This window comes from Pseudovibrio sp. SCP20 (assembly GCF_057774105.1).
Genome location: NZ_JBYMDH010000001.1, coordinates 1,306,284 through 1,326,937 on the forward strand (window position 1 = coordinate 1,306,284; position 20,654 = coordinate 1,326,937).

The following is a 20,654-nucleotide window of genomic DNA, read 5'->3' on the forward strand; positions in this document are numbered from 1 at the left end:
CGTAATGCGGGATTGGAACGCGGCCTACCATAACTCCGGCGTAGTGCCGAACGCGCAAGAGCTGTTCGATCAATGGGTTGAGCGCTCCAAAGCGTTTCGCGAGACATCAAACAACCAGCTGGATATCGCCTACGGAAGCGGGGAAAGAGAAAAGCTCGATCTCTTCTTCCCCAAAGCTCCCGAGGCATCCAAAGGGCTCGTCATGATCGTCCATGGCGGGTACTGGAAGGCCTTCGACAAGTCCGCATTCAGCCATCTGGCAAAGGGGGCAACGGAGATGGGTTACACCGTTGCGGTGCCATCCTATGACCTTTGCCCAGATACGGAAATAACTAATATTACCAAGCAGATGCAACGAGCTCTTGAAGTTGCGGCTGAACAAGTTAAAGGACCGATTCATCTGACCGGTCACTCCGCTGGTGGTCACTTGGTAGCGCGGCTTGGCTGTAAGAACGCAGTGATACCAGATAGTATCACTGGCAGGATCAAGCATATCCTCGGCATCAGTGGCGTCTACGATCTGCGGCCGATCCGCAGGACGGCGATGAACGACACGTTGCATATCGACGAGGCGGAGGCGCTGGCGGAAAGTCCAGTGCTGCACGAACCTCTTGATAACCTACGCTTTACCGGTTGGGTTGGGGCAGAAGAGCTTGCCGAGTTCCGTCGTCAGAATGCGGCCCACTGTGCCATGTGGGGCGGTTTTGAAACGCAGGTCACGGCCTATGAGGACCCGGGCAAGAACCATTTTACCGTGGTAGAGGCATTGGAACAGGCAGATAGCCTTCTCCTCACAACCATGTTGAATACATAGTTGCATCATACTGTAATATATAGATCTTTCTAAACCGTGCGATTTTGCGTTCTTATGTGCGTTCATTTGCGTGGTTTAAGAGATTCATGCGTTACTTTAAGTTGCTATGCTGCCCGCCAGATGAACGCGTTTCATCATCAAGCCTCATCGGGCTGCACCTCCTCAAACTCCCAGCCCCCACAATCCCTCTTAACCTAATGGATAAGCTATTCACCAAATGGAGAGTTGTGGAGCCACCCTCAGCCACTTTAAGGTTGATCCAAGAAAGCGAGCCGGAGTTATCCGCCCAGCGCAGAAGTCGGGTAGACTGAGTACTCAAATCTGCATTGAGCAAAAACAGCTCCGGCAATGAGCGCTCACCAAGGGCACTCATGCACGCAGAACTTGGCTGACTGGGGAGGCATACGTGACAGCAGCAAAAGCAGGACCACTTTCAGGACTTCAGGTGGTGGAGATGGCAGGCCTTGGCCCAGCGCCCATGGCTGGACAGTTGCTTGCCGATCTTGGGGCTGATGTCATCGTCATAGACAGGCGCACCGGCGAGCGCATCGACAAGGATGTGAACCGCCGCGGCAAGAAATCTATCGCGCTCAACATGAAGAGCGAAGGCGCCGTCAACGTGTTCTTCTCCCTGATTGAGAAAGCCGACATCCTGATTGAAGGCTTCCGCCCGGGTGTGATGGAGCGCCTTGGTCTGGGGCCGGACGAATGCCTCGCAAGAAATCCCGGCCTGATTTATGGCCGCATGACCGGTTGGGGGCAGGACGGCCCACTGGCCCATGCTGCAGGCCACGATCTCAACTACCTCGCCATGACAGGCATGCTCCATGCCATTGGCGAAGAAGGCCGCCCACCTGTGCCACCTCTCAATATGGCCGCAGACTATGGCGGTGGCTCCATGTTCCTCCTGCTGGGTGTGCTCTCAGCCCTGTTTGAGCGCTCCAGAAGCGGCAAGGGGCAGGTGATTGACGCGGCCATGGTCGATGGCGTTCCAGCCATGATGGGCCTGATCTACTCCTTGATGGGCCGTGGCCTGTGGCAAGACAAGCGCCAGGCCAACCTGCTGGATGGCGGCGCACCATTCTACCGCTGCTATGAAACCTCCGATGGCCGCTATCTGTCAGTGGGCTCTCTGGAACCTCAGTTCTTCGCATTGCTGCTGAAAGGGCTGGACCTGCCGCCAGAGCTCTCCAAGATCCAGATGAACATGAAGGAATGGCCGAAACTGGAAGAACAGATCGGCGCGGCCATCAAAGCCAACACGCTCGATCACTGGACTGGCGTTTTTGCCGGAACAGATGCCTGCGTCGCGCCTGTGCTTTCCATAGAAGAGGCCAACGCAGCTGCTCTCAACACAGAACGCGCCAACCGCATCCGCCTGGGCGGTGTCACACAGGCAGCACCAGCACCACGCTTCAGCCGCACTGTTCCGCAAACGCCTGAACCAGCTGGAAGAACCGGAGACCATACTTCACAGGTTTTACAGGAGCTTGGTTTTTCTGAAAGCGACATCGATGAGATGCAGCAGAGCAAAACTTTGGCCTGAATCTGCGGTAATTAACGATGCGAAACAAACGGAGAAAGGAGGGGACCTCAGCACTCCCTCCCACGTTATAACTGCCTCCGCCCAATCCTCTGAGAACATCCCATGACTGAGGGCATTCTCCCGAATCTCCTAGGGTAACTTTGATCAGTTACTGCGAAAGAGGTCTACCGGAGAATGCTGGTAACAGATGCTTTTGTCTTGTTGTTTCTTGTTACCCAGGGCCTCTTCCTCGTCGCCTCCTATGTCTTTGCGGTGTCGGGCGCGGATGACCTGTTTGTTGACACGCTCTACTACTTCTTCGTCGCCTGGTATCGCGGTCCGCTTGTAGGGCGTACAGAAGAACGCCTGTTTGACGAAACCGGCCATGTGCCACCAAGACCGCTCGCCATCATGCTGCCCGCGTGGGATGAAGCAGCCATCCTCTATCCCGCTGTCACCGGCATCATGCGCAAGCTGGATTATCCATCCTACTGGATCTTCATCGGCGTCTATCCCAATGACGAGGCTACTCAGAAAGCTGCAAACCGGCTCGCGGCAGAGCATGAGAACCTGCGGGTCGTTGTCACCAATAATCCCGGCCCAACCTGCAAGGCCGATTGCGTCAACACCATCATTGCGGAAATAGAAAAATTCGAACAGGAGCAGAACATCTCCTTTGCAGGCATCGTCATGCAAGATGCCGAAGACATCCTCAACCCAAACGCTCTGCACATCTTCAACGCCAGTCTGGAACTGGCCGATGTAGTCCAGCTGCCTGTTCTGTCCCTGCCACGCCGCCGACGAGACCTCACAGCAGGCCACTATATGGACGAGTTCGCTGAGTTCCACTCCAAGGAAGTGCTTGTCAGAGGGTTCCTGACCGGAACCGTCCCCGGTGCAGGCGTTGGCACCTGTTATTCCAAGAAGACAATTGAGACCGCCAAGTCCATATCCGGAACAGATGACAACGGCATACCGGAGGTCTTCAACACCGGCTCACTCACAGAAGACTATGATCTGGCCATGCGGCTCACAGGGAAGGGGCTCACTCACCGCCTACTCTGGGTCCATCCATCCCAAAAGAGCGATCACACGGACTTTGCAGTCACTCAGGAGCTGTTTCCCTCTGGCTTCTGGCAGAGCGTGCGCCAGAAAACCCGTTGGACCATCGGCATAGCCTTTCAGGGCTGGGCGCAGCTGGGGTGGAAAGGAGGGCTCGCCGATAAGTACTTTTATTGGCGCGACAGGAAGATGGTGTTCTTCAGCCACGCCATCATCATCGGCTATATTTCATTGATCTTCTACTGGTGCCTGCGCCTTTATGAGCACCTCGCACCAGATGCCTACCACTTGCCGCCATTGCTGCCGGAAAACAGCCCGTTCTGGTACGTGATCTGGTTCAACGTGCTTCTGCTGGCCCACCGTCTTCTCCAACGCCATATCTGGACCGGCTATCACTACGGTTTGCGTGCACTCGCACCTGTCACACTGCGCTATTTCGTTTCCATCATCATCAATTACATCGCCATGATGCGCGCCATCAAAACGTGGATCCGCCATCTGGGCACAGGTGAGGTGATCGGATGGGACAAAACGGCCCACGACTACCCGGATGACGACAGCCTCCATAACATCCCGGTAAAACAGGAAGCGCCCACATGACCCGCTTCCGCTCATCCCACAACGCACGAAAGGAGGCGAACCGGAACTCGGCATTCTATTTGCTGTGGGTGGTTATGTTTGCGTTGGGCCTGTCCATTCCAACCCAGTCCCAGAACCCAGCTCCTCAGCCAGAACCCAGCGAAATCGCTGGCAACACGCCATACACCAATGCCCAAAAGGATGCCTATTACATCAGCTTGCTGAAGGACCGTCAGGACAGCCAGTCACTCCTGCAAAGCAAATGGCGCGACTACCGCTCATACCCCTTGCTGGATCTGGCCTACCGGCTACTGGCAGAAGGCAGAACAGAAGATGCCTTGCGCGAACTGGATGAGCTGCTCAAGCAAGATCCCGATCATCTGGTCGCCCGCTGGCAAAAGGTCCAGCTCCTGATTGGTCTCAACCGTCCACTGGCAGCCATCGACCAACTGGAAACCCTGCAAACCCTTGCTCCCGCCTTCAGCCGTGGCTATCTCTCCCTCGGCCACCTGCAAATGCTCACGGGTGAATATGCCGAGGCTTTTGATGATTTCCGCCTCGCCATCGAAACCGGCAAACTGCTGCCGAGCGATCGGGAGGAAGCCTTGGCTGGTGCTGCAGAAGCCGCCATCAAGCTCGGCAAAACCAAGGAAGCCCTCCACGCCCTCAACATCCTGCGGGAGCTGGGCGCCGCCACCCCAAGACAGCGCCTCATCAGGGCCGACCTCCTGCGCAACTTCAATCAACTGGAAGAAGCCCGCAGCGAATGGGATGAACTCTCCAAACTGGACAACGCCCCAAGAACCCAGCGCACAGCCATCCTCAATGAAGCTTTCCTGCTTTTGGAGCAAGGCAAAGACGAAGACGCCTACCGCTTGCTGCTCCGGGGCGAAATGAATGGCCTCTTCACAGGGCGCCAGTCTTCCGCATTGGAACAACGCACCTTCGCAAGAGCCCTATCAGCCGCCGCGCTCAACTCCGGTCATCTGGACGAGCTGCTGGCCTTCCTCCTTCCCGGTCGCGTTGACCTTCTAGGATTATCGACACGGGTACAGCTCGCCTATGCCTTAGTGAAGAAAGGCTCCAGCGCTGAAGCTGAAATGGCGCTGCTGACCGCAGATGGCAGAATTCTGGACACCAAGGCCTCAGGACCGGAAGAAGCCGCCAACTACTATCTGGCGCTGGCAGACATCGCCATTCGCGCCGGAGATGATGCCAGAGCCGTCACCGCAGGCCGGTTGCTGATCAAACTCACCCGCAGCCCGGAATACGGCCTCCAGCTCAGCAAAGTCGCGCTCGCCAACGGCTGGGAAACGCAGGCCATCAACGCACTTGTGGAACTACGAGCCATCACCCAGTTCACAGACCGGCAAAAATCACCGGAAGCATGGGTGGAACTGCTGCAAACACTCTCAGATCTGGCGCGAAGAGCAGGGGATCTGGATCTCGCCAACGAAGTGCTGAAGGAAGCTGAAGCCTTGATGCCCAACTGGCGCATCACGGCAAAGCGCGGGCAGGTCGCCCTTCTCTCCAACAAACACCGCATTGCCTCTGCCGTGCTTCAGGATGCTCTGGCCCGTGCCAAACGAGCCCGTGCTGCCGGTGCCTTTAATGAGAACGACAAGAAAGCCTACGCACGGCTGCTGTTCGATCTGGCCGCCGTTTCCGCCACCAATGAGGACTGGACAAGCACGCTGGACTATCTGATCGCGGACTGGAAGCTTCAGCCCGATCCCACGCTCGTCCTGCCAGCCTACCTCATGCTCAAGGAAAGCACGGCCAAGGACGTCACAGCCGACATGTGGCTCAACTACGTTTTCGCCTACACCAACACGGCGAACCTGACGATTGAGAGCAAAGAGATGTACGCCGCGTCTTTCCTCTCGCTGGCACGTCTCCTGAAAACAGAAGACCAGCCGGAAGAAGCGCAAAGGATGTACCGCCAGTCTCTGCGGCTGAACCCGGCAGTCGAAACACGACTGGAAGCAGCTTATCTGGCCCTGCAGCTCAATCACCCCAGACGCGCGCTCATGCTGGTCCAGAAGCTCGACCAGACCAAGAACATCGACGCCATCATGGCCATCAAGTGCGAAGCCTATCGCTCTTTGGGCCGCAATCTGGAAGCGCTGGCCTGTGCTCAGGAAGAAGCACTGGCCCAACCCGCAAGCGCTGATAAACACCTGACACTGGCAAGCCTCTATTTGCGTCTGGGAGACAGAGACAAGGCCCGTCAGCAGCTTCAGCAAGCCTACGAGCTGAGCCCAAGCCTTACCACAGCCAATCAGCTGGGCTTCCTCTATCAGCAACTGGGTGAAATTGAAGAGGCTGAAGAATGGTTTGAAGAGAGCTTTGAAGAACACGACGACCAGACCGCCGGTATGGCGCTGCTTTTCATCAACCTGCGCCAGATGGATTATGCGCAAGCAGAAAAGCTTCTGGCCGAACTCGACCCCACGAAGCTCTCACAGGAGCAAATGGCAGGCTTCTACGCCGCCAGAGCCCAGCTCACCCTCCACAAAGGCGATCAATCCTACGAGGCGCTGGAAAGCGCTCTGGACGACTTCCGCAGAGCACGTGCCATATCCTCAACGCCTGACAACCGCTTCTCCGTGGTTCAGGTTCTGTTCCAGTTGGATCAATTGCAGGAAGCTGAGGCCGAATATGAGCAGTTGCCGCCCTCAGACAAAAACAACCCAGCCACTCTGGCCCTCGGCGGCTATCTGGCGCGGGCACAAGGCGATTACGACCTCGCCATCACGCGCTTTGAGCTCTCCCTGCATGAAAAGCCGGATCAGGCCAATCTGGAGGAAGACCTCGCATACACCTATCTGGCAGCCTATGAGAACAAGAAGGCTGCTAAAATGTTTCGTAAGCGAATCCATGCCCTGAACCAGCAACATCTCGACATCTACGAGCAAGACAAGCTGGAGCGCTTCCAGCGCCAGCTCCGCATCCTTGAAATCCCGATCAGCTTCCTGTTCTTCGACGGCGCCAGCCCATCGCGGCAGGACGAAGAGGACTTCGCAGGCGCCATCCTCGGCATTCCCTCCAGCAGCCCGTTTGGCTCTTTGGAAGTGGCATGGCGACCGCCTGTGATCGGCTACCGGAATGGCCGCGTCTTCGAGATCATCGCCCGCGCCCAATGGCTCAATGAGCGCTACAGCTTCCGCCCCAATCCGGACACCTACCAAACCATCGTCGGCCTGCGCTTCAAGCCCTTTATGACACAGAACCTCAAGATCGGTCTGGAACGTTTCTTCAAGGGCGGCAGCATCACCGAAGACAACTGGCTGGGGAGGGTGCTTTGGTCCTTCACCAGTGGCAACGACTTCCTGCCCCTTTACGATATGTACTCCGGCGAGCCCATCGACAAAGAGCCTTACGTTAGCCTCTACCTGGAAGGAGGCCGTTTCTTCGAAAACGAAAAAACCATTCTGTTCTATGGAGATGGCCGACTTGGTTACACTTTTAGGCTCGATCCTAACCTGATTTTGTCGCCCTTTGCGTATTCCATAGGCAGCGGAAACTGGAACTCCCAAACCAGCGCTGTCGCCATAGAAGCAGGGCTGGGAGCATCTTTGAAGTGGAGAGGGTGGTACACCGAAACCTACGGTGACCTGCTTCAGCTGGAAGTGTTCGGGCGAGTAGGACATGAAGTACTGAACACCGATGACAGCCAAACCAGCCGGGTTCTTCTCGGCCTACAAGCAAACTTTTAAGCACTTGATTGTTGGGCTGTCCTGCCTCTCTTTCCTCACATTCATAGCACCACATAAAACCCTTGCGCGACAAGATTCGGGCGCGCCGGAATGTATTCCTATCCAAATGAGTTTTATCCAGCCGTGGGGTGATGAATATTTTCCTAATCCTAGATTATGGCGCAGTGAACTCCTTTCACATCAAAGACTTGGCATAGATGAGGTGGTTCTGCAGTGGACCTTGTGGGGCACGGATGTCAGCCAACCAGTCAAACTTCCCATGTGGGTGGAAGCAGCGATCCGCGGTGCAGATGAATCCGGCGCCAAGATCTGGTTCGGCCTGCGCTACGATCCGTCCTTCATCGAAAAGCTGAAACAGAACGGCAGCACCTATCTGCATCAACGCCTTCAGGAAACCAGCAAGCTCGCCAAAGCACTGAAATCACAAATCCTCTATGTCTCATCCGAGCCCAATAAGATTTTCGCGGGCTGGTATATCTCAGATGAAATCGACGGCGAACTGCTGTTGGATAGCAACCTCAGAAAGCTCGTCACCAGGTACACCACCCAGACCAGAGCAATTCTGAAAAGCATCTTGCCAGGCCCGGTGGCCATATCTGGATATACCGATTTGAAAAGCAAACCGAAGAAACTGGCCGGTCACTGGGATAAGCTGATGAGCAAATCCTCCATGGACATCTTGCTTTTGCAGGATGGGCTAGGGGCCAAGCTTATGGAACCGTACTCCAGCCGCAGCCTACACAATGCGGTCAGCACAGCGTTTCGCCAGCAAAAACATACAGTTATTCCAGTGGTAGAGATCTTTGAGATTGATCCACGCACCGCAGATTTCAAAACAATCCCAACCACCGTTGGCACCATGAAAAGCCGTCTGAAAAACGTACGCTTTACCTCAGAAAATCCGGTGGCTTTATTCTCATTATCCAGTCACGTACTCAAGTTCGATAACAAGCACAGCCGGGACATTGAGACGTTTTTGAAGCAAAACGCCAAGGTTTGCAATGGCATAGAGCTGGAAACCGCCGACACGTCAACGCCGCAATAAAGGACAGAAGCACATAGGATGAAGGAACCAGAGATCATCGGATCGGGCGCGGCGAAAGTCCTGTGTGTCATTGGCACACGCCCGGAAGCTATCAAGATGGCGCCGGTCATCTCTGCCATCGCAAACTGCCCAAGTCTTCATGCCCATGTTCTCATGACAGGCCAACACCGCGAAATCGCATCAGAAGCGCTAAAGTCCTTTGACATCACCCAGATCAACTGGCTCGATGTATCCAGCTCTAGCCACAAACTGGCCGACCAGGCCGGTGAGCTGCTCAAAGGCATCAACGCCTACATGGCCGTGCATCATCCCAAATACGCTTTGGTTCATGGCGACACCACAACAGGTTTTGTCGGTGCACTTGCCAGTTTCTATAGTGCCGTGCCAGTTGGCCATGTGGAAGCTGGTCTGCGCAGCGGTGAGCTGACGGACCCGTTTCCTGAAGAAGCCAACCGGCGGCTGGCGGATCAACTGTGTCACAGACTGTTCGCACCAACATCCATCGCCAAAGACAACTTGCTACGCGAAGGCCTGAGCGAAGACAAAATCCTCACCACCGGAAACACGGTGGTCGACGCCGTGCGCCATCTGGCTCAGAAGATCAAACCAGCACGAGAGCTCCATGAGCTAAAGAACGTACTGGGGCCTGAAAAGCGACTGGCACTGGTCACCACACACCGACGTGAAAATTGGGGCGATCCCATGCGCCGCATTTGCCAGGCCATAAAACACATGGTCGACACCCATGATGATCTGCAGGTGGTTTTGCCGGTGCATCCAAATCCAGTGGTCAGAGACGTTGTTGAGGATGTGCTGAAAAACGTCAAGCGCGTCCATCTGGTCAAGCCGCTATCCTATGAAGCGCTCGTGGCACTGGAACGTGATGCAGACCTGATCCTGACAGACAGCGGCGGCATACAGGAAGAAGCACCTGAGTTCGGAACGCCGCTGCTGATCCTGCGCAAGACAACCGAACGACCGGAAGCTCTGACCAGCGGACTTGCAAAACTGGTCGGCACATGCGAGCAAACAATCGCAGACGAAGCTGCACATATTCTGAAATGCGAGCGCACAAAGATCGACCGCAAAAACCCGTTTGGCGACGGCCACGCATCACAGCGCATCGCAGCTGCCGTCGAAAACCATATAAAGTCAGTCCACTAATCAGAAACTGACCTTTTATCATTTAGTTCCATAATCTACCTTATGCGTATTAGTGATATAGACGCCCCATAGCACGGTTTGTGGTGCTGGCAAGCTCGGAACTGGCTTCAAACGCGTCTCATCAAACCATCTATAGACAAGCCAATGCCGCAGACACGTGTATGTCTGCGGCATCACAATACTCAAATCAGGCTTTTACATATCCATCACGATACGACCATCAATCTTGCCATTGCGCATGCGATCGAAGATGTCGTTGATGTTGTCCAGCGGCTCTGTGGTGTAATGCGCTGCGACCTGGCCATCGCCAGCAAACTCCAAAGACTCGCGCAGATCATTCCGCGTGCCCACAATGGAACCACGCAGTGTTTTCCGGTTCAGCACCATATCAAATATGTTCAGCGGAAAATCTTCTGGTGGCAGCCCCACAAGGCTCATCGTGCCACCACGGGCCAGCATGCCAACACCTTGCTGGAAGCTCTTGCCAGCCACAGCTGTCACCAACACGCCCTCAGCACCGCCGCCAGCTTGCACTTCTGCCACCGGATCACACTTGAAGGCATTGAGCGTCATGTCAGCGCCCAGAGACTTTGCAAGCTCCAGCTTGTCCTCTGCAATATCAACCGCAATCACATGCAAGCCCATGGCTTTGGCATACTGAACAGCCAGATGGCCCAGACCGCCAATGCCCGAAATCACCACGGTTTGCCCCGGTTTTGTCTCGGTTTCCTTCAATCCCTTGTAAACTGTCACACCTGCACACAGGATTGGCGCCGCTGGCGCAAACTCAAGCTCTTTTGGCAAATGAGCCACAAAATTCGGATCCGCCACAGCATATTCTGCAAAGCTGCCATTGACGCTGTAACCTGAATTCTGCTGGTTTTCGCAAAGGGTTTCCCAGCCATCTACGCAGTGCCGACAACACCGACAAGCCGTGTGGAGCCAGGGAATTCCGACACGATCCCCCTCCTTCACTGAGGTCACATTGCGGCCTTTCTCAACCACAATCCCAACGCCTTCATGGCCGGGAATAAAGGCTGGCGTCGGCTTGACCGGCCAATCACCTTCAGCAGCATGAAGGTCTGTATGGCACACGCCTGTGGCTTCAATCTTCACCACAACTGTGTCGTCAGTTACTGTAGGTTTTTCAACTTCACACACGTCCAGCGGCGCACCAAATTCACGCACAACCGCTGCTCTCATCATAGACATGACGGGCTCCTAAACCTGTTCGGGCCAGAGCGGCCCCAAAGCATACAGGGACAGCTAAATTTTCCAAATGCGAGCACAAAATACCTGCATTTACAGCAAGCCTAACAAACCTTCTGGTAAGTATAAAAGAGATGATATTTCAAGGATACTTCTGCGGTTAACAGCGTTTCAGCAGGGTCATTCAAAGTTAAAAAAGCTTGTTCTTTCAAACCTAAATCACATCCCTAAAAATCATGTATTCAAGGACATACATTTCCGTAAAGTGAAATGAATTCAGTATCTTAGTCTTTCTACGTAAAAGAAAATACGAGGATACGCGGAACGCCCGAGTCTCTCTCAGTTGCCAGTCCACTCTTCGGAAAACACCCCTCATCTAGACCACTGACCGAAAGCAAAACCAAACCCACAAACCAACTTATACTTAAAACGACCCCTTTCCTCGTGAATTATCGCCAAACATGCATAAGGTAGATTATGGAATTACTCACAATTATGCGCCAATTTATTATATTATACTATAACTATACATAAATCAACATTTATCCAGACAAGCAAACACATGGCGGCGCAGAGATAGACATTTGCTTGAAAGAACAGAGAGTGCAGGACTGCACGTAACCGCTCAAAACCTCATGGATGAGCATCACTGTCAGTCAATCCCAGCACACGACGGGCGCGTAAGATGACCGGCGCATCCACCATTTTGCCATCGACAACAAAGGCACCCTGACCTGCAAAGTTTTTCTGCTGCTCAAGTACATTCAGCGCCCACTGAACCTCTTCGTCGCTTGGCTCAAAGCAGGTGTTGATCACACTGACCTGAGAGGGGTGAATGGCAAACTTTCCGTTGTAGCCCATGTCACGAGCATTCTGAGCTTCATCCTCAAGCCCTTCAGGATCATTGAAGTCTAGAAACACACCATCAATCGCCCAAAGATGGTTCTGAACTGCAGCATTCAGCAGCTGCCCACGTGGCCATACAAGACTGTTCCACCCCATGGTGCCGCCCGTCTCTGCCGTATAGTCCGCGTAGCCAAAGGCCAAGGCGTGCAACGGTGCATGTGTAGACGCAATCGCCTCCGCGTTGGAAAGCCCGGCAGGCGTTTCCAGCAGCGCACAGATCCGCGTCATTTCCTTACTGGGATGGGCCTGTAGCAAATGGTCCAGCTGCTCCAGATCCCGCGGACTTTCACATTTAGGCAGGAACACCCAGTCCGGCAGATGGGTCAGCTCCATCAACCGCAGCATATCCTGTAAGCCATCCGGTGTGCCCAGTGAGGAGATCCGGATGCCGATCTCACACCCCTCCTGCTCGCGTATCTGATCCTGCAATCCACGCAGAAGATCTCGCGCAGCGGGCTTCTGCGTTTCAGCAACCCCATCCTCCAGATCAAGCACCACGCACCCTGCTCCCGATGCTGTTGCCTTTGAAAAAAGATGGGCTTTATCTGCAGGTAAGAATAACAGGCTCTTCACACCGGAACTCCAACTTAATCCATTGATGCCGCTAAGGCAGAACGTAGCTCAGTAACAATTAATTTCCTGAGAATAGATAGGATCAAGCTGGTCCAAACCTAGCAAATCCCGGAAAGAGCCTCATGCCAGTCGCCAACTATGATCAGCTGTATCATCAGAAACTGATGAGCCCCGATGAGGCCATCAAAACGCTGGCACGAGACACACACCTGATCACCTTCGGTTGCTATTGCGGCACCCCTCCGCGCCTCACCCGCGCGTTCTGTGAAGCTGCCGCTTCCGACTACTTCACCGACACGCCGGATGTCTACCTGCTGCGCTCAGGTAAAGAGGTCGTCGATCAATACATCAACGTGGAGGTACTCAAACGCATCCGCCTGCTCTGCCCGTTTTTGGGCGGCAGCGTACGCCAACTGGCTGACCGGGCCCAGGAAATGAGCGAGAGCCATCCGGACCTGATCATCCCGCATTATCTGCCGGAACACTTCAGCCTCTACGCCAGAGGCGTGCTGGCCCGCCGCGGCAAGCCGGACGTGCACCTCTTTCAGGTCTCTCCCATGGACGAGCACGGCTACTTCAGCTTTGGGGTAGATGGCAGCATGTCCATTCCGCTCGCCTTTGCCGCTGAAAAGCTCATCATAGAAGTAAATCCCAACATGCCCCGCACCTTCGGCCCCGGCGTCATCCACGTCTCACAGGTCTCCACCATCATCGAACACACCAGCGATCTCACCATTGTTCCTGAAAAGGCCGAGAGCCCGGAAGACAGCAAAATCGCCGATTTCGTTTCAGACCTAGTGCCAGACCATGCCTGTGTGCAGCTGGGTATCGGCGCCGTGCCCAATGAGGTTGGCAAACGCCTGAAACATAAGAACGACCTTGGCGTGCATACCGAAGTGCTTGGCGACACCATGATAGAGCTGATACAGGCCGGTAACGTCTCCAACCGCTACAAACAGCTGGATGTGGGCCACTCCGTCTTCAACGTCGCCCTGTTTTCCAACCGCGACTACTACGATTTCATGGACAACAACCCCACCATGGCGTGCCATCCGGCCCACTACGTCAACAACCCGCACATCATCGCGCAGAACGACCGCATGGTCTCCGTCAACTCCTTCGTCGAGATCGACCTCTTTGGGCAGGTCGCCTCAGAATCCGTCAACTGGCGCCAGATTTCCGGCAGCGGCGGTCAGCTGGACTTCGTGCGTGGCGCCTTCCGCTCTAAAGAAGGAATCGCCGTGCTGGCAGCCCATGCAACGGCGAAAAACGGCACAGTCTCCAAGATCGTCCCGCGCCTGCAAAACATCGTCACCACCCCGCGCAACGATGTCAGCTTCGTTGTCACGGAATACGGCTGCACCAACCTGTTCGGCATGTCCACCTCAGAACGCGCCCACGCCCTCATTGAGCTCGCTGCCCCGCAATTCCGCGATGAGCTGCGCGAAGAAGCCAGGAAACTGACCATCTACTAGGCTGAAAGGAGCCCGCTATGTACTCAGCCTACGCACAAATCTCCGAAACACGGTTTCTGGAGATCTACGGCCTGAACTTCGAAGAATTTGCAGAAGGTCAGGTGTTTCATCATCGCCCCGGTATGACGGTTTCTCAGCAGGAAAATGCAGAGGAAGCGTTTGACACCTTCAACTGCGCAATGCTGCATTATGACGAGCACTACGCTGCACAGACCGAGTTCAAAAAGCCACTGGTCGTCTCCACGCTCACCTTGCAAAAGATCTTCGGCATGAGCTGGAAGACCTTCGCCCGCAAGGACCGCATCACAGCATTTGAGAATATCTCCATGACCGCCCCCATCTTCGGCGGCGATACCCTCTACTGCACCAGCCAGATCATAAAGACCGACGACACCAGCGGCAAAACGGGAGATGTCACCGTAAAAGCCTCCTGCACCAACCAGAATGGCGTCGAGGTTGCCAATCTGACGTACACGGTCAGCATCTTCAAAAAGGGCCAGCATCCGGTCTGGAGTAATCAGCCCAACACCTGCAGTAATCCATGGTTTTTAGCGTATCACCAGCGCGAGGACGGCTCCCTACAGGAAGCTACCGGCATCTTCTTCGAAGGCTTTGCCAAGGGTCAGATCTTCGAGCACAGCCCGGAAATCACCCTGCACCCCTCCTCCATGCTCCGCCACGCTGTCCAGACCATGCAGTGGCATCCAGTCTATAACGACAGAGAGTTCGCCCGTGACATTTACGGCAGAGACCGCCTGCCCGCCTCCGAGCTCCACGTGCTCTCCCTCGTCACTGCTGCCACCACCTCCACCTTTGGCCGTGTGGTTGCCAATCTGGGCTGGACCGATACAAAACTGTCTCGCCACTTTTACGCAGAAGACCGCTTCAAAGTTACAAGCGAAGTCCTGGCGACGCGCGAAAGCCGCTCCAGACCAGATCAGGGCATTTTGACCGTAACAACCGTCGCCCATGACCAAACCGCCCAGGAAGCCCTCTCCTACACCCGAACCCTCCTCGTCTACCGAGAAGGCAAAGGCCCCTATGCGGCGGCTGGATATTGATCACCACACACTTTCACTTATGATGCACGTTCCAATCAGCTAGGTGAGCAACAGCACGTGCAAACGAAGACGGACGAAACGATACGGCAGCAAGAGGCTGCTGATAACAATGCGGATCTTTACAGGCATATGTTTGAGGCACATGGAGTTTCGTTTGAGTGGTCTTCAGAGCTGTTTCTCACGTCAGAGCAACCCTTGCCGTTCTATTCGAGCGTTGTGACGTTGAAACCAGTAGTGCCGCTGCAGACCATCAGCGAACTCACTGCAAACGCATCATTTTCCGTTTTCATCAAGGATAGCTTCGCAGATCTGTCTCTGGAAACATTAGGGTTCAGCACACTCTTTGAAGCTAACTGGTTTTATCTGGATGCACGGGTTCAGGCAGACACCTCAGGCTGGCAGTTGATCTCCACTCCAAAGCAGTTGGAGAGTTGGGAGACCCGCTGGAAGAAGGCCGGGAACCAGACGGATCGTGCGATGTTCCCACCAAAACTGCTGGACAATCCCGATTTTGCATTCTGGGGTTATTTTGAAGGATCTGAAATCACCAAAGGCTTCATCGGCAATCATTCCGGCACCTCGGTAGGCCTGTCAAACTTCTTTGCAGAAGACCTTTCACCTCACACCTTCAGGCAAATGGCTGCGCTGCTGCAACGGTGGAAGCCGGAGAAGCCAGTGACTGGTTATGCCCGGGGGGACGCACTACTACACGCCCAAGCGGCTGGATTTGAAACATCCGGCAAGCTGAAGGTCTGGCACAAACCATATTCTGGCAGCTAAGCGCATTTTTCGCGCAACAGCAATGAACCACTCAAAATCTCATCAAACATAGGCAGAAACTGAAACAATATGTGAGGCGTAAACTATTGTTTCCAGTGTTGTATTTCGTCATGTCCTGAACAGAAATTTGGTCACATTTCGCGCCTATTTCTCCCGGTCTCAAAAGTGTTTCAGGAGAAACGTCATGGCCGTCGAGGTTTGGCTGACTTACGTGATCGCCTGTATCATCCTGCTTATCATCCCCGGTCCAACCGTCCTCATGGTCTCCAGCTATGGCATCAGTCAGGGCCTGCGAGCCGTCATCGCCTCCGCACTTGGGGTGAGCTTGGGAAGCATCCTTCTTATCTCTGTCGCTCTGGCCGGTCTGGGCGCCGTCATTTCCACCTCAGCCCTTCTCTATGATCTGCTCCAATATGCAGGCGCCACCTATCTCATCTATCTGGGCATCAGCATGTGGCGCAGAAAGTCAGTGGTCAAAGGCCAACTCGAAATCACCGCAACCTCCCGTTTTCATATCTTCAGAGACACCTTCCTCGTCTCTGCCTTCAATCCCAAAGACATGCTGTTCTTCGTCGCCTTTCTCCCCCAGTTCGTGGATGACACCGTCCCAGTCATCCCTCAGTTTGTGCTGCTGGGTGTGACCTTCGTTGTTCTGGGTGGCATCAACACCATGTTCTGGACTTCCATGGCCGGCAGTTGCAGGACCATGCTCATGGGCGGAAAAAGCGCAAGACGGCTCAACAGAATTGGCGGCACCGGTTTGCTCAGTGCCGGCCTATTCATCGCTCTGTCCGGCAAGTTCCCGTAAAAGAGCAAGTGCTGTTAGCTCAAACTCACTCCAGATTTTCTCAAAACAGCCCCACTACCCAAACGCGCGCTCCGTGGGTAAGCTCATAATCAATACACCTCTTTCAGTCCTGCTCTGGACTTCTCGGAGTTTCCTTATGGCATTTGAAACTTGGCTTGCGTTTGCCGCCGCTAGCATGCTGCTGCTGATCATTCCTGGCCCAACCGTATTGATGGTCATCAGTTACAGCCTCAGTCAGGGCAAGCGCGCGGCTGTTGCCTCAGTCACCGGTGTGATGCTGGGCGATATGTTCGCCATCACCGCTGCATTGGCTGGCCTTGGCGCGGTTCTGGCAACCTCTGCCATGCTCTTTCAGATCATGAAGTACATTGGCGCAGCTTACCTCATCTACATCGGCATCAAGATGTGGCGCACCAACTCCGGCGTGGCAGCGCAAGTGGAAATGCCCGTGGTCCCGGCCAAACAGATTTTCCGTGATACGCTGCTGGTCACCACCTTCAACCCCAAAGGCATGCTGTTCTTCGTAGCGTTCTTGCCTCAGTTCGTGGATCAAACCCAGCCAGTACTGACCCAGTTCTTCATTCTGGGTCTGACCTTCGTCACCCTCGGTGGCATCAACACTCTGTTCTGGGTCTCCATGGCCGGTGGTTTGCGCAAAGTGGTCAACGGCCCAAGCACATTGAAGCGCCTGAACAAGGTCGGCGGCACAGGCCTATTGGGAGCGGGCATCTTCACGGCCCTATCTGGCCGCGTCAGCTAACAAAAAAGCCCGGATCATCCGGGCTTTTCTCATCTATCGAAGAAGTGTCTTCAAGGCATCCGCCACAATAATCGTTGCGGCCTTCAGATCCGATAATTGCAGATGCTCATCGGCCCCATGGGCGTTTGCCTCCACAATCGTGCGCGGCCCGGCACCATAAAGCACAGTTGGAATGCCAGCCTCTGCATAGTGGCGAGCATCTGTATAAAGCGGTGCGCCAGTCGCTTTCAGCTCAATGCCCAAAACCTCTTTGGCAGGCCATTTCAACGCTTCAATCAGCTTCTTGGCACCCGGCAGCTCGCGAAGCGGTTCGGCAATCATGATACGCCGACATTCTACTTCAACCCCGCAGTCCTCCGGCACCACAGACTCGATCAGCTCAATCAGCTGCTCTTCCACCTGTTCGCCGTTTTCTTCCGGAATCAAACGCCGGTCCACGCGCAGAGAAACCCGATCCGGCACCACATTGGTGTTGATGCCACCGGAAATGAGGCCCACGGTGATCTGAGGAGACCCAATACCGTCCTGCTCGCTTTCAATGGACATCAGCCGCTCCCGCTCAGCATAGATCGCAGCAAGAACCGGTGTGGCAGCCTGCAACGCATCTGCGCCGGTTTCGGGCATGGCCGCATGGGCCTGACGACCACGGAAGATCACTTCCATGTGCAAACAGCCGTTGTGTGCCGTCGTTGCGGCATAGGAAAAGCCTGCGGAGATGGCATAGTCCGGCTGGGTCAGCTCTTGCTCCAGCAGCCATTTCGGACCAACAAACCCACCTGCTTCCTCGTCATAGGTCAGGTGCAGCTCAACGGAGCCTTCCAGCTCGTCGGCATACTCACGCAGTGCCAACAGCGCAAAGGCGTAAGTGGCAAAGTCTCCCTTGGAAACAGCCGCCCCGCGCCCATAAAGCGCATCATCCTCAATCTCAGCACCATAAGGCTCTTTGGACCAGCCTTCCCCCGGAGGCACCACATCGCCATGGGCGTTCAGCGCAATCACAGGGCCAAGGCCACTGCCAAATTTTTCGCGCACAATCAGGTTGGTGACAGACACCATGCCGTTCTGGCGCACAAATGGTTCTGGAACAGGATGTTTTTCAACGGTAAAGCCAAGGCCTTCAAGCAGCTCAGCAGTCCGCATTGCGTGGCGCTCCGTATCCCCCGGCGGGTTATCGCTTGGCACCCTGACCAATTCGCGCAGGAACTCAACCTGCTCCGCAAACCGGCTTTCTACTGCGGCCTTCATGAACGCTCCCCTTGAATTTCATAGTCTCGCTAATCCAAAGGATAACGATGAAGGTTGCAAGCCTCTTATTTTGCGCACCCTCATGTTCCAGTGGATTACTGCCCATTACGTAACTGTAGGAAAGGCAGGTTTAATCGGATCAGGGGCTGACGGCGCTCTGCTCATCTGAAACCAGATCCTCCAGACGGAACCGGAAAATACGGCAAATCTGATGCAGTGCCTCCACAAACTCATCTTCCGCAGAGTTTTGCAGGCGCAACTCAAAAGCCTCCAGAATCTGGTGCTTGGTTGCGCCTTTCACAGCAAAAATGAAGGGAAAGCCATAACTGGCTTTGTAGGCATCGTTAAGCTGGGTGAACTGCTCATACTCAGCATCCGTCAACTGATCCAGACCAGCCCCGGCCTGCTCATTCACGGAGGCCTCAGCCATTTTTCCAGCCCGTGCAGCTTTGCCCGCCAAATCCGGATGGGCGCGGATCAGAGCCAGCTGCGCATCTTCCTCAGCTCCTTGCAAGGAACTGGCAAACGCTTCAATCAGAGCCTCACGAGACCCATATGGCGCCTCCCGATGCGCAACCACAGCCACCCAGGGGGAATGCTCAGCCACATTGCCAAACACCTCGGTAAAGGTGTCCAGCGTGAACTGGTTCACCTCCTCCAGAGAATATGTCGTCATCCCCACCACCTCAGTGCGCTTGCAGCCAGGCACCAAGCAGCTCACGCTCATGCTTGGTCATGCCGGTCTCATTACCCAAAGGCATGGCATTGGAGCGAACCGCTTGCGCCATGATCAAAGTGTCATAGCGGCGCAAATCAGCAACGCTATCCAGCTCAATGTTCTTGGGCGCTTCGGTAAAGGCCTCGTTGGTCGGCACCGCACTATGACAGCTTGCACAGTGAGCCTGCGCAATTTGCAGTGCCTGTGTATCTGAGACAGCAACATCACCACCCAGCTTGGCCGGCGTTGTTACAATCACCGCAGCAATCAGGCTAACGGCTGCTGCAGGCAGTGCCCACCAGAAATTGGCGAAGTTATCATGAGCATCGTGACGGTTGATGAAGTGGCGCACCATACCGCCCATCACCAGGATCAGCGCCACCACCAGCACCGGCTGGCTGTGCCCTGTCAGCAATGGGTAGTGGTTGGAAACCATCATCAGAAGAACAGGCAGGGTCAGGTAATTGTTGTGAACCGAGCGCTGCTTGCCAATCAAGCCAAGCGCAGCATCAGGCTCACGCCCTGCCAGCAAGTCTGCTGTGATCTTCTTCTGGTTCGGAATGATCACCATGAACACGTTGAAGGCCATAAACGTGCCGATCAACGCACCAACATGAATGAGAACTCCGCGGCCAGAAAAGACCTGAGAATAACCATAGGTCGCGCCCAGAATGATCACCAGCAGGCACGCAGCCAGCAGTGGTGTGTTCTTTCCAATCGGGGACCGGCACAGGCGGTCATACACCACCCAGCCAAATGCCAGAGACGCGATGGAGATTGCAACAGCCTCAGACGGCAGAAGCTTCATGACTTCCGGATCAATGAGGTAAACCGTTGCGTTGAAGTAGTATTGAACCGTTAAAAGAGCAAAACCTGACACCCAGGTCAGATAGGCATCCCATTTGTACCAGATCAGGTCTTTGGGCAGTTCTTTTGGCGCAACCATGTATTTCTCAACATGGTAGAACCCGCCGCCATGGACTTCCCATGCGCTGCCAAAGATGCCCTGTGCCTGCCCTTCCCGTTTGCGCAAGGAAAGGTCGAGAGCGATGAAGTAAAACGATGTCCCAATCCAGGCTACGCCCACTATCAAGTGAAACCAGCGGAAAAGCAGATTGAGCCATTCACTAAGGAACGTGGCTGTCATTGTCTTGTTCTTTTAAGTTCAATTGAAATGCGTAGGCAGTGGGAGCTTGCCCCCACTGCGAAAA

16 protein-coding genes are annotated in these 20,654 nt (G+C 54.7%); 11 read left to right on the top strand and 5 right to left on the bottom strand.

Annotated features, from left to right (window positions below; translation table 11 throughout):
* The first annotated feature begins 4 nt into the window (after positions 1-4).
* The 6 genes from AC3CB2_RS05765 (at position 5) to wecB (ending at position 9,908) form a co-directional block, all read left to right on the top strand.
* Entirely contained in the window at positions 5-814 is an 810-nt protein-coding gene (locus AC3CB2_RS05765; protein ID WP_352930199.1) for an alpha/beta hydrolase, read from the top strand.
* 406 nt (positions 815-1,220) lie between these two features.
* The gene (locus AC3CB2_RS05770) at positions 1,221-2,360 is read left to right on the top strand and encodes a CaiB/BaiF CoA transferase family protein (protein WP_352930196.1); all 1,140 of its coding nucleotides are present in this window, start codon (positions 1,221-1,223) and stop codon (positions 2,358-2,360) included.
* Between the two features lie 174 nt (positions 2,361-2,534).
* On the top strand, positions 2,535-4,001 hold the full coding sequence (locus AC3CB2_RS05775) for a glycosyltransferase (RefSeq protein ID WP_352930193.1): 1,467 nt from the start codon (positions 2,535-2,537) through the stop codon (positions 3,999-4,001).
* Positions 3,998-7,699, top strand: coding sequence for an NfrA family protein (locus tag AC3CB2_RS05780; RefSeq protein ID WP_352930190.1), 3,702 nt, complete (start codon positions 3,998-4,000; stop codon positions 7,697-7,699). Before AC3CB2_RS05775 ends, AC3CB2_RS05780 begins: the two co-directional genes overlap by 4 nt.
* Positions 7,650-8,744, top strand: a complete 1,095-nt coding sequence (locus AC3CB2_RS05785) for a DUF4434 domain-containing protein (protein ID WP_352930187.1) — start codon at positions 7,650-7,652, stop codon at positions 8,742-8,744. Before AC3CB2_RS05780 ends, AC3CB2_RS05785 begins: the two co-directional genes overlap by 50 nt.
* 18 nt (positions 8,745-8,762) lie before the next feature.
* The gene (gene wecB, locus AC3CB2_RS05790; protein ID WP_352930184.1) at positions 8,763-9,908 is read left to right on the top strand and encodes a non-hydrolyzing UDP-N-acetylglucosamine 2-epimerase; all 1,146 of its coding nucleotides are present in this window, start codon (positions 8,763-8,765) and stop codon (positions 9,906-9,908) included.
* Positions 9,909-10,103: 195 nt separating this feature from the next.
* Here wecB and adhP read toward each other — a convergent pair whose 3' ends face one another.
* Both adhP and AC3CB2_RS05800 read right to left on the bottom strand, forming a co-directional pair.
* Positions 10,104-11,120 (bottom strand): alcohol dehydrogenase AdhP, encoded by a 1,017-nt coding sequence (adhP, locus tag AC3CB2_RS05795; RefSeq protein ID WP_008547091.1) that lies wholly within the window; start codon positions 11,118-11,120, stop codon positions 10,104-10,106.
* Positions 11,121-11,750: 630 nt separating this feature from the next.
* The gene (locus tag AC3CB2_RS05800) at positions 11,751-12,596 is read right to left on the bottom strand and encodes an HpcH/HpaI aldolase/citrate lyase family protein (RefSeq protein ID WP_352930181.1); all 846 of its coding nucleotides are present in this window, start codon (positions 12,594-12,596) and stop codon (positions 11,751-11,753) included.
* A gap of 122 nt (positions 12,597-12,718) precedes the next feature.
* Between AC3CB2_RS05800 and AC3CB2_RS05805 the strand changes: the two genes are divergently transcribed.
* From AC3CB2_RS05805 to AC3CB2_RS05825, 5 genes are all read left to right on the top strand, one after another.
* Entirely contained in the window at positions 12,719-14,071 is a 1,353-nt protein-coding gene (locus tag AC3CB2_RS05805; protein WP_352930178.1) for an acetyl-CoA hydrolase/transferase family protein, read from the top strand.
* 17 nt (positions 14,072-14,088) lie between these two features.
* Positions 14,089-15,132, top strand: coding sequence for a MaoC family dehydratase (locus tag AC3CB2_RS05810; RefSeq protein ID WP_352930175.1), 1,044 nt, complete (start codon positions 14,089-14,091; stop codon positions 15,130-15,132).
* A gap of 57 nt (positions 15,133-15,189) precedes the next feature.
* A complete protein-coding gene (locus AC3CB2_RS05815; protein ID WP_352930172.1) occupies positions 15,190-15,912 on the top strand; it encodes a hypothetical protein in 723 nt (240 codons plus the stop codon).
* 184 nt (positions 15,913-16,096) lie between these two features.
* A complete protein-coding gene (locus AC3CB2_RS05820) occupies positions 16,097-16,720 on the top strand; it encodes a LysE family translocator (protein WP_008546548.1) in 624 nt (207 codons plus the stop codon).
* A 136-nt stretch (positions 16,721-16,856) separates the two neighbouring features.
* Entirely contained in the window at positions 16,857-17,480 is a 624-nt protein-coding gene (locus AC3CB2_RS05825) for a LysE family translocator (protein ID WP_352930169.1), read from the top strand.
* Positions 17,481-17,513: 33 nt separating this feature from the next.
* Here the strand turns inward: AC3CB2_RS05825 and AC3CB2_RS05830 are convergent, their stop codons facing one another.
* The 3 genes from AC3CB2_RS05830 to AC3CB2_RS05840 form a co-directional block, all read right to left on the bottom strand.
* Positions 17,514-18,725 (bottom strand): ArgE/DapE family deacylase, encoded by a 1,212-nt coding sequence (locus AC3CB2_RS05830; protein WP_352930166.1) that lies wholly within the window; start codon positions 18,723-18,725, stop codon positions 17,514-17,516.
* 139 nt (positions 18,726-18,864) lie between these two features.
* The gene (uraD, locus tag AC3CB2_RS05835; protein WP_352930163.1) at positions 18,865-19,401 is read right to left on the bottom strand and encodes a 2-oxo-4-hydroxy-4-carboxy-5-ureidoimidazoline decarboxylase; all 537 of its coding nucleotides are present in this window, start codon (positions 19,399-19,401) and stop codon (positions 18,865-18,867) included.
* A 10-nt stretch (positions 19,402-19,411) separates the two neighbouring features.
* Entirely contained in the window at positions 19,412-20,590 is a 1,179-nt protein-coding gene (locus AC3CB2_RS05840) for a urate hydroxylase PuuD (RefSeq protein WP_352930160.1), read from the bottom strand.
* Positions 20,591-20,654: the final 64 nt, after the last annotated feature.

Excerpts from the sequence above, each read along its gene's own strand:
- AC3CB2_RS05765 (WP_352930199.1), top strand. The coding sequence starts at position 5 with ATGCGGGATTGGAACGCGGCCTACCATAACTCCGGCGTAGTGCCGAAC.
- AC3CB2_RS05775 (WP_352930193.1), top strand. The coding sequence starts at position 2,535 with ATGCTGGTAACAGATGCTTTTGTCTTGTTGTTTCTTGTTACCCAGGGC.
- AC3CB2_RS05780 (WP_352930190.1), top strand. The coding sequence starts at position 3,998 with ATGACCCGCTTCCGCTCATCCCACAACGCACGAAAGGAGGCGAACCGG.
- AC3CB2_RS05785 (WP_352930187.1), top strand. The coding sequence starts at position 7,650 with ATGACAGCCAAACCAGCCGGGTTCTTCTCGGCCTACAAGCAAACTTTT.
- wecB (WP_352930184.1), top strand. The coding sequence starts at position 8,763 with ATGAAGGAACCAGAGATCATCGGATCGGGCGCGGCGAAAGTCCTGTGT.
- adhP (WP_008547091.1), bottom strand. The coding sequence starts at position 11,120 with ATGTCTATGATGAGAGCAGCGGTTGTGCGTGAATTTGGTGCGCCGCTG.
- AC3CB2_RS05805 (WP_352930178.1), top strand. The coding sequence starts at position 12,719 with ATGCCAGTCGCCAACTATGATCAGCTGTATCATCAGAAACTGATGAGC.
- AC3CB2_RS05810 (WP_352930175.1), top strand. The coding sequence starts at position 14,089 with ATGTACTCAGCCTACGCACAAATCTCCGAAACACGGTTTCTGGAGATC.
- AC3CB2_RS05820 (WP_008546548.1), top strand. The coding sequence starts at position 16,097 with ATGGCCGTCGAGGTTTGGCTGACTTACGTGATCGCCTGTATCATCCTG.
- AC3CB2_RS05825 (WP_352930169.1), top strand. The coding sequence starts at position 16,857 with ATGGCATTTGAAACTTGGCTTGCGTTTGCCGCCGCTAGCATGCTGCTG.
- AC3CB2_RS05830 (WP_352930166.1), bottom strand. The coding sequence starts at position 18,725 with ATGAAGGCCGCAGTAGAAAGCCGGTTTGCGGAGCAGGTTGAGTTCCTG.
- uraD (WP_352930163.1), bottom strand. The coding sequence starts at position 19,401 with ATGACGACATATTCTCTGGAGGAGGTGAACCAGTTCACGCTGGACACC.
- AC3CB2_RS05840 (WP_352930160.1), bottom strand. The coding sequence starts at position 20,590 with ATGACAGCCACGTTCCTTAGTGAATGGCTCAATCTGCTTTTCCGCTGG.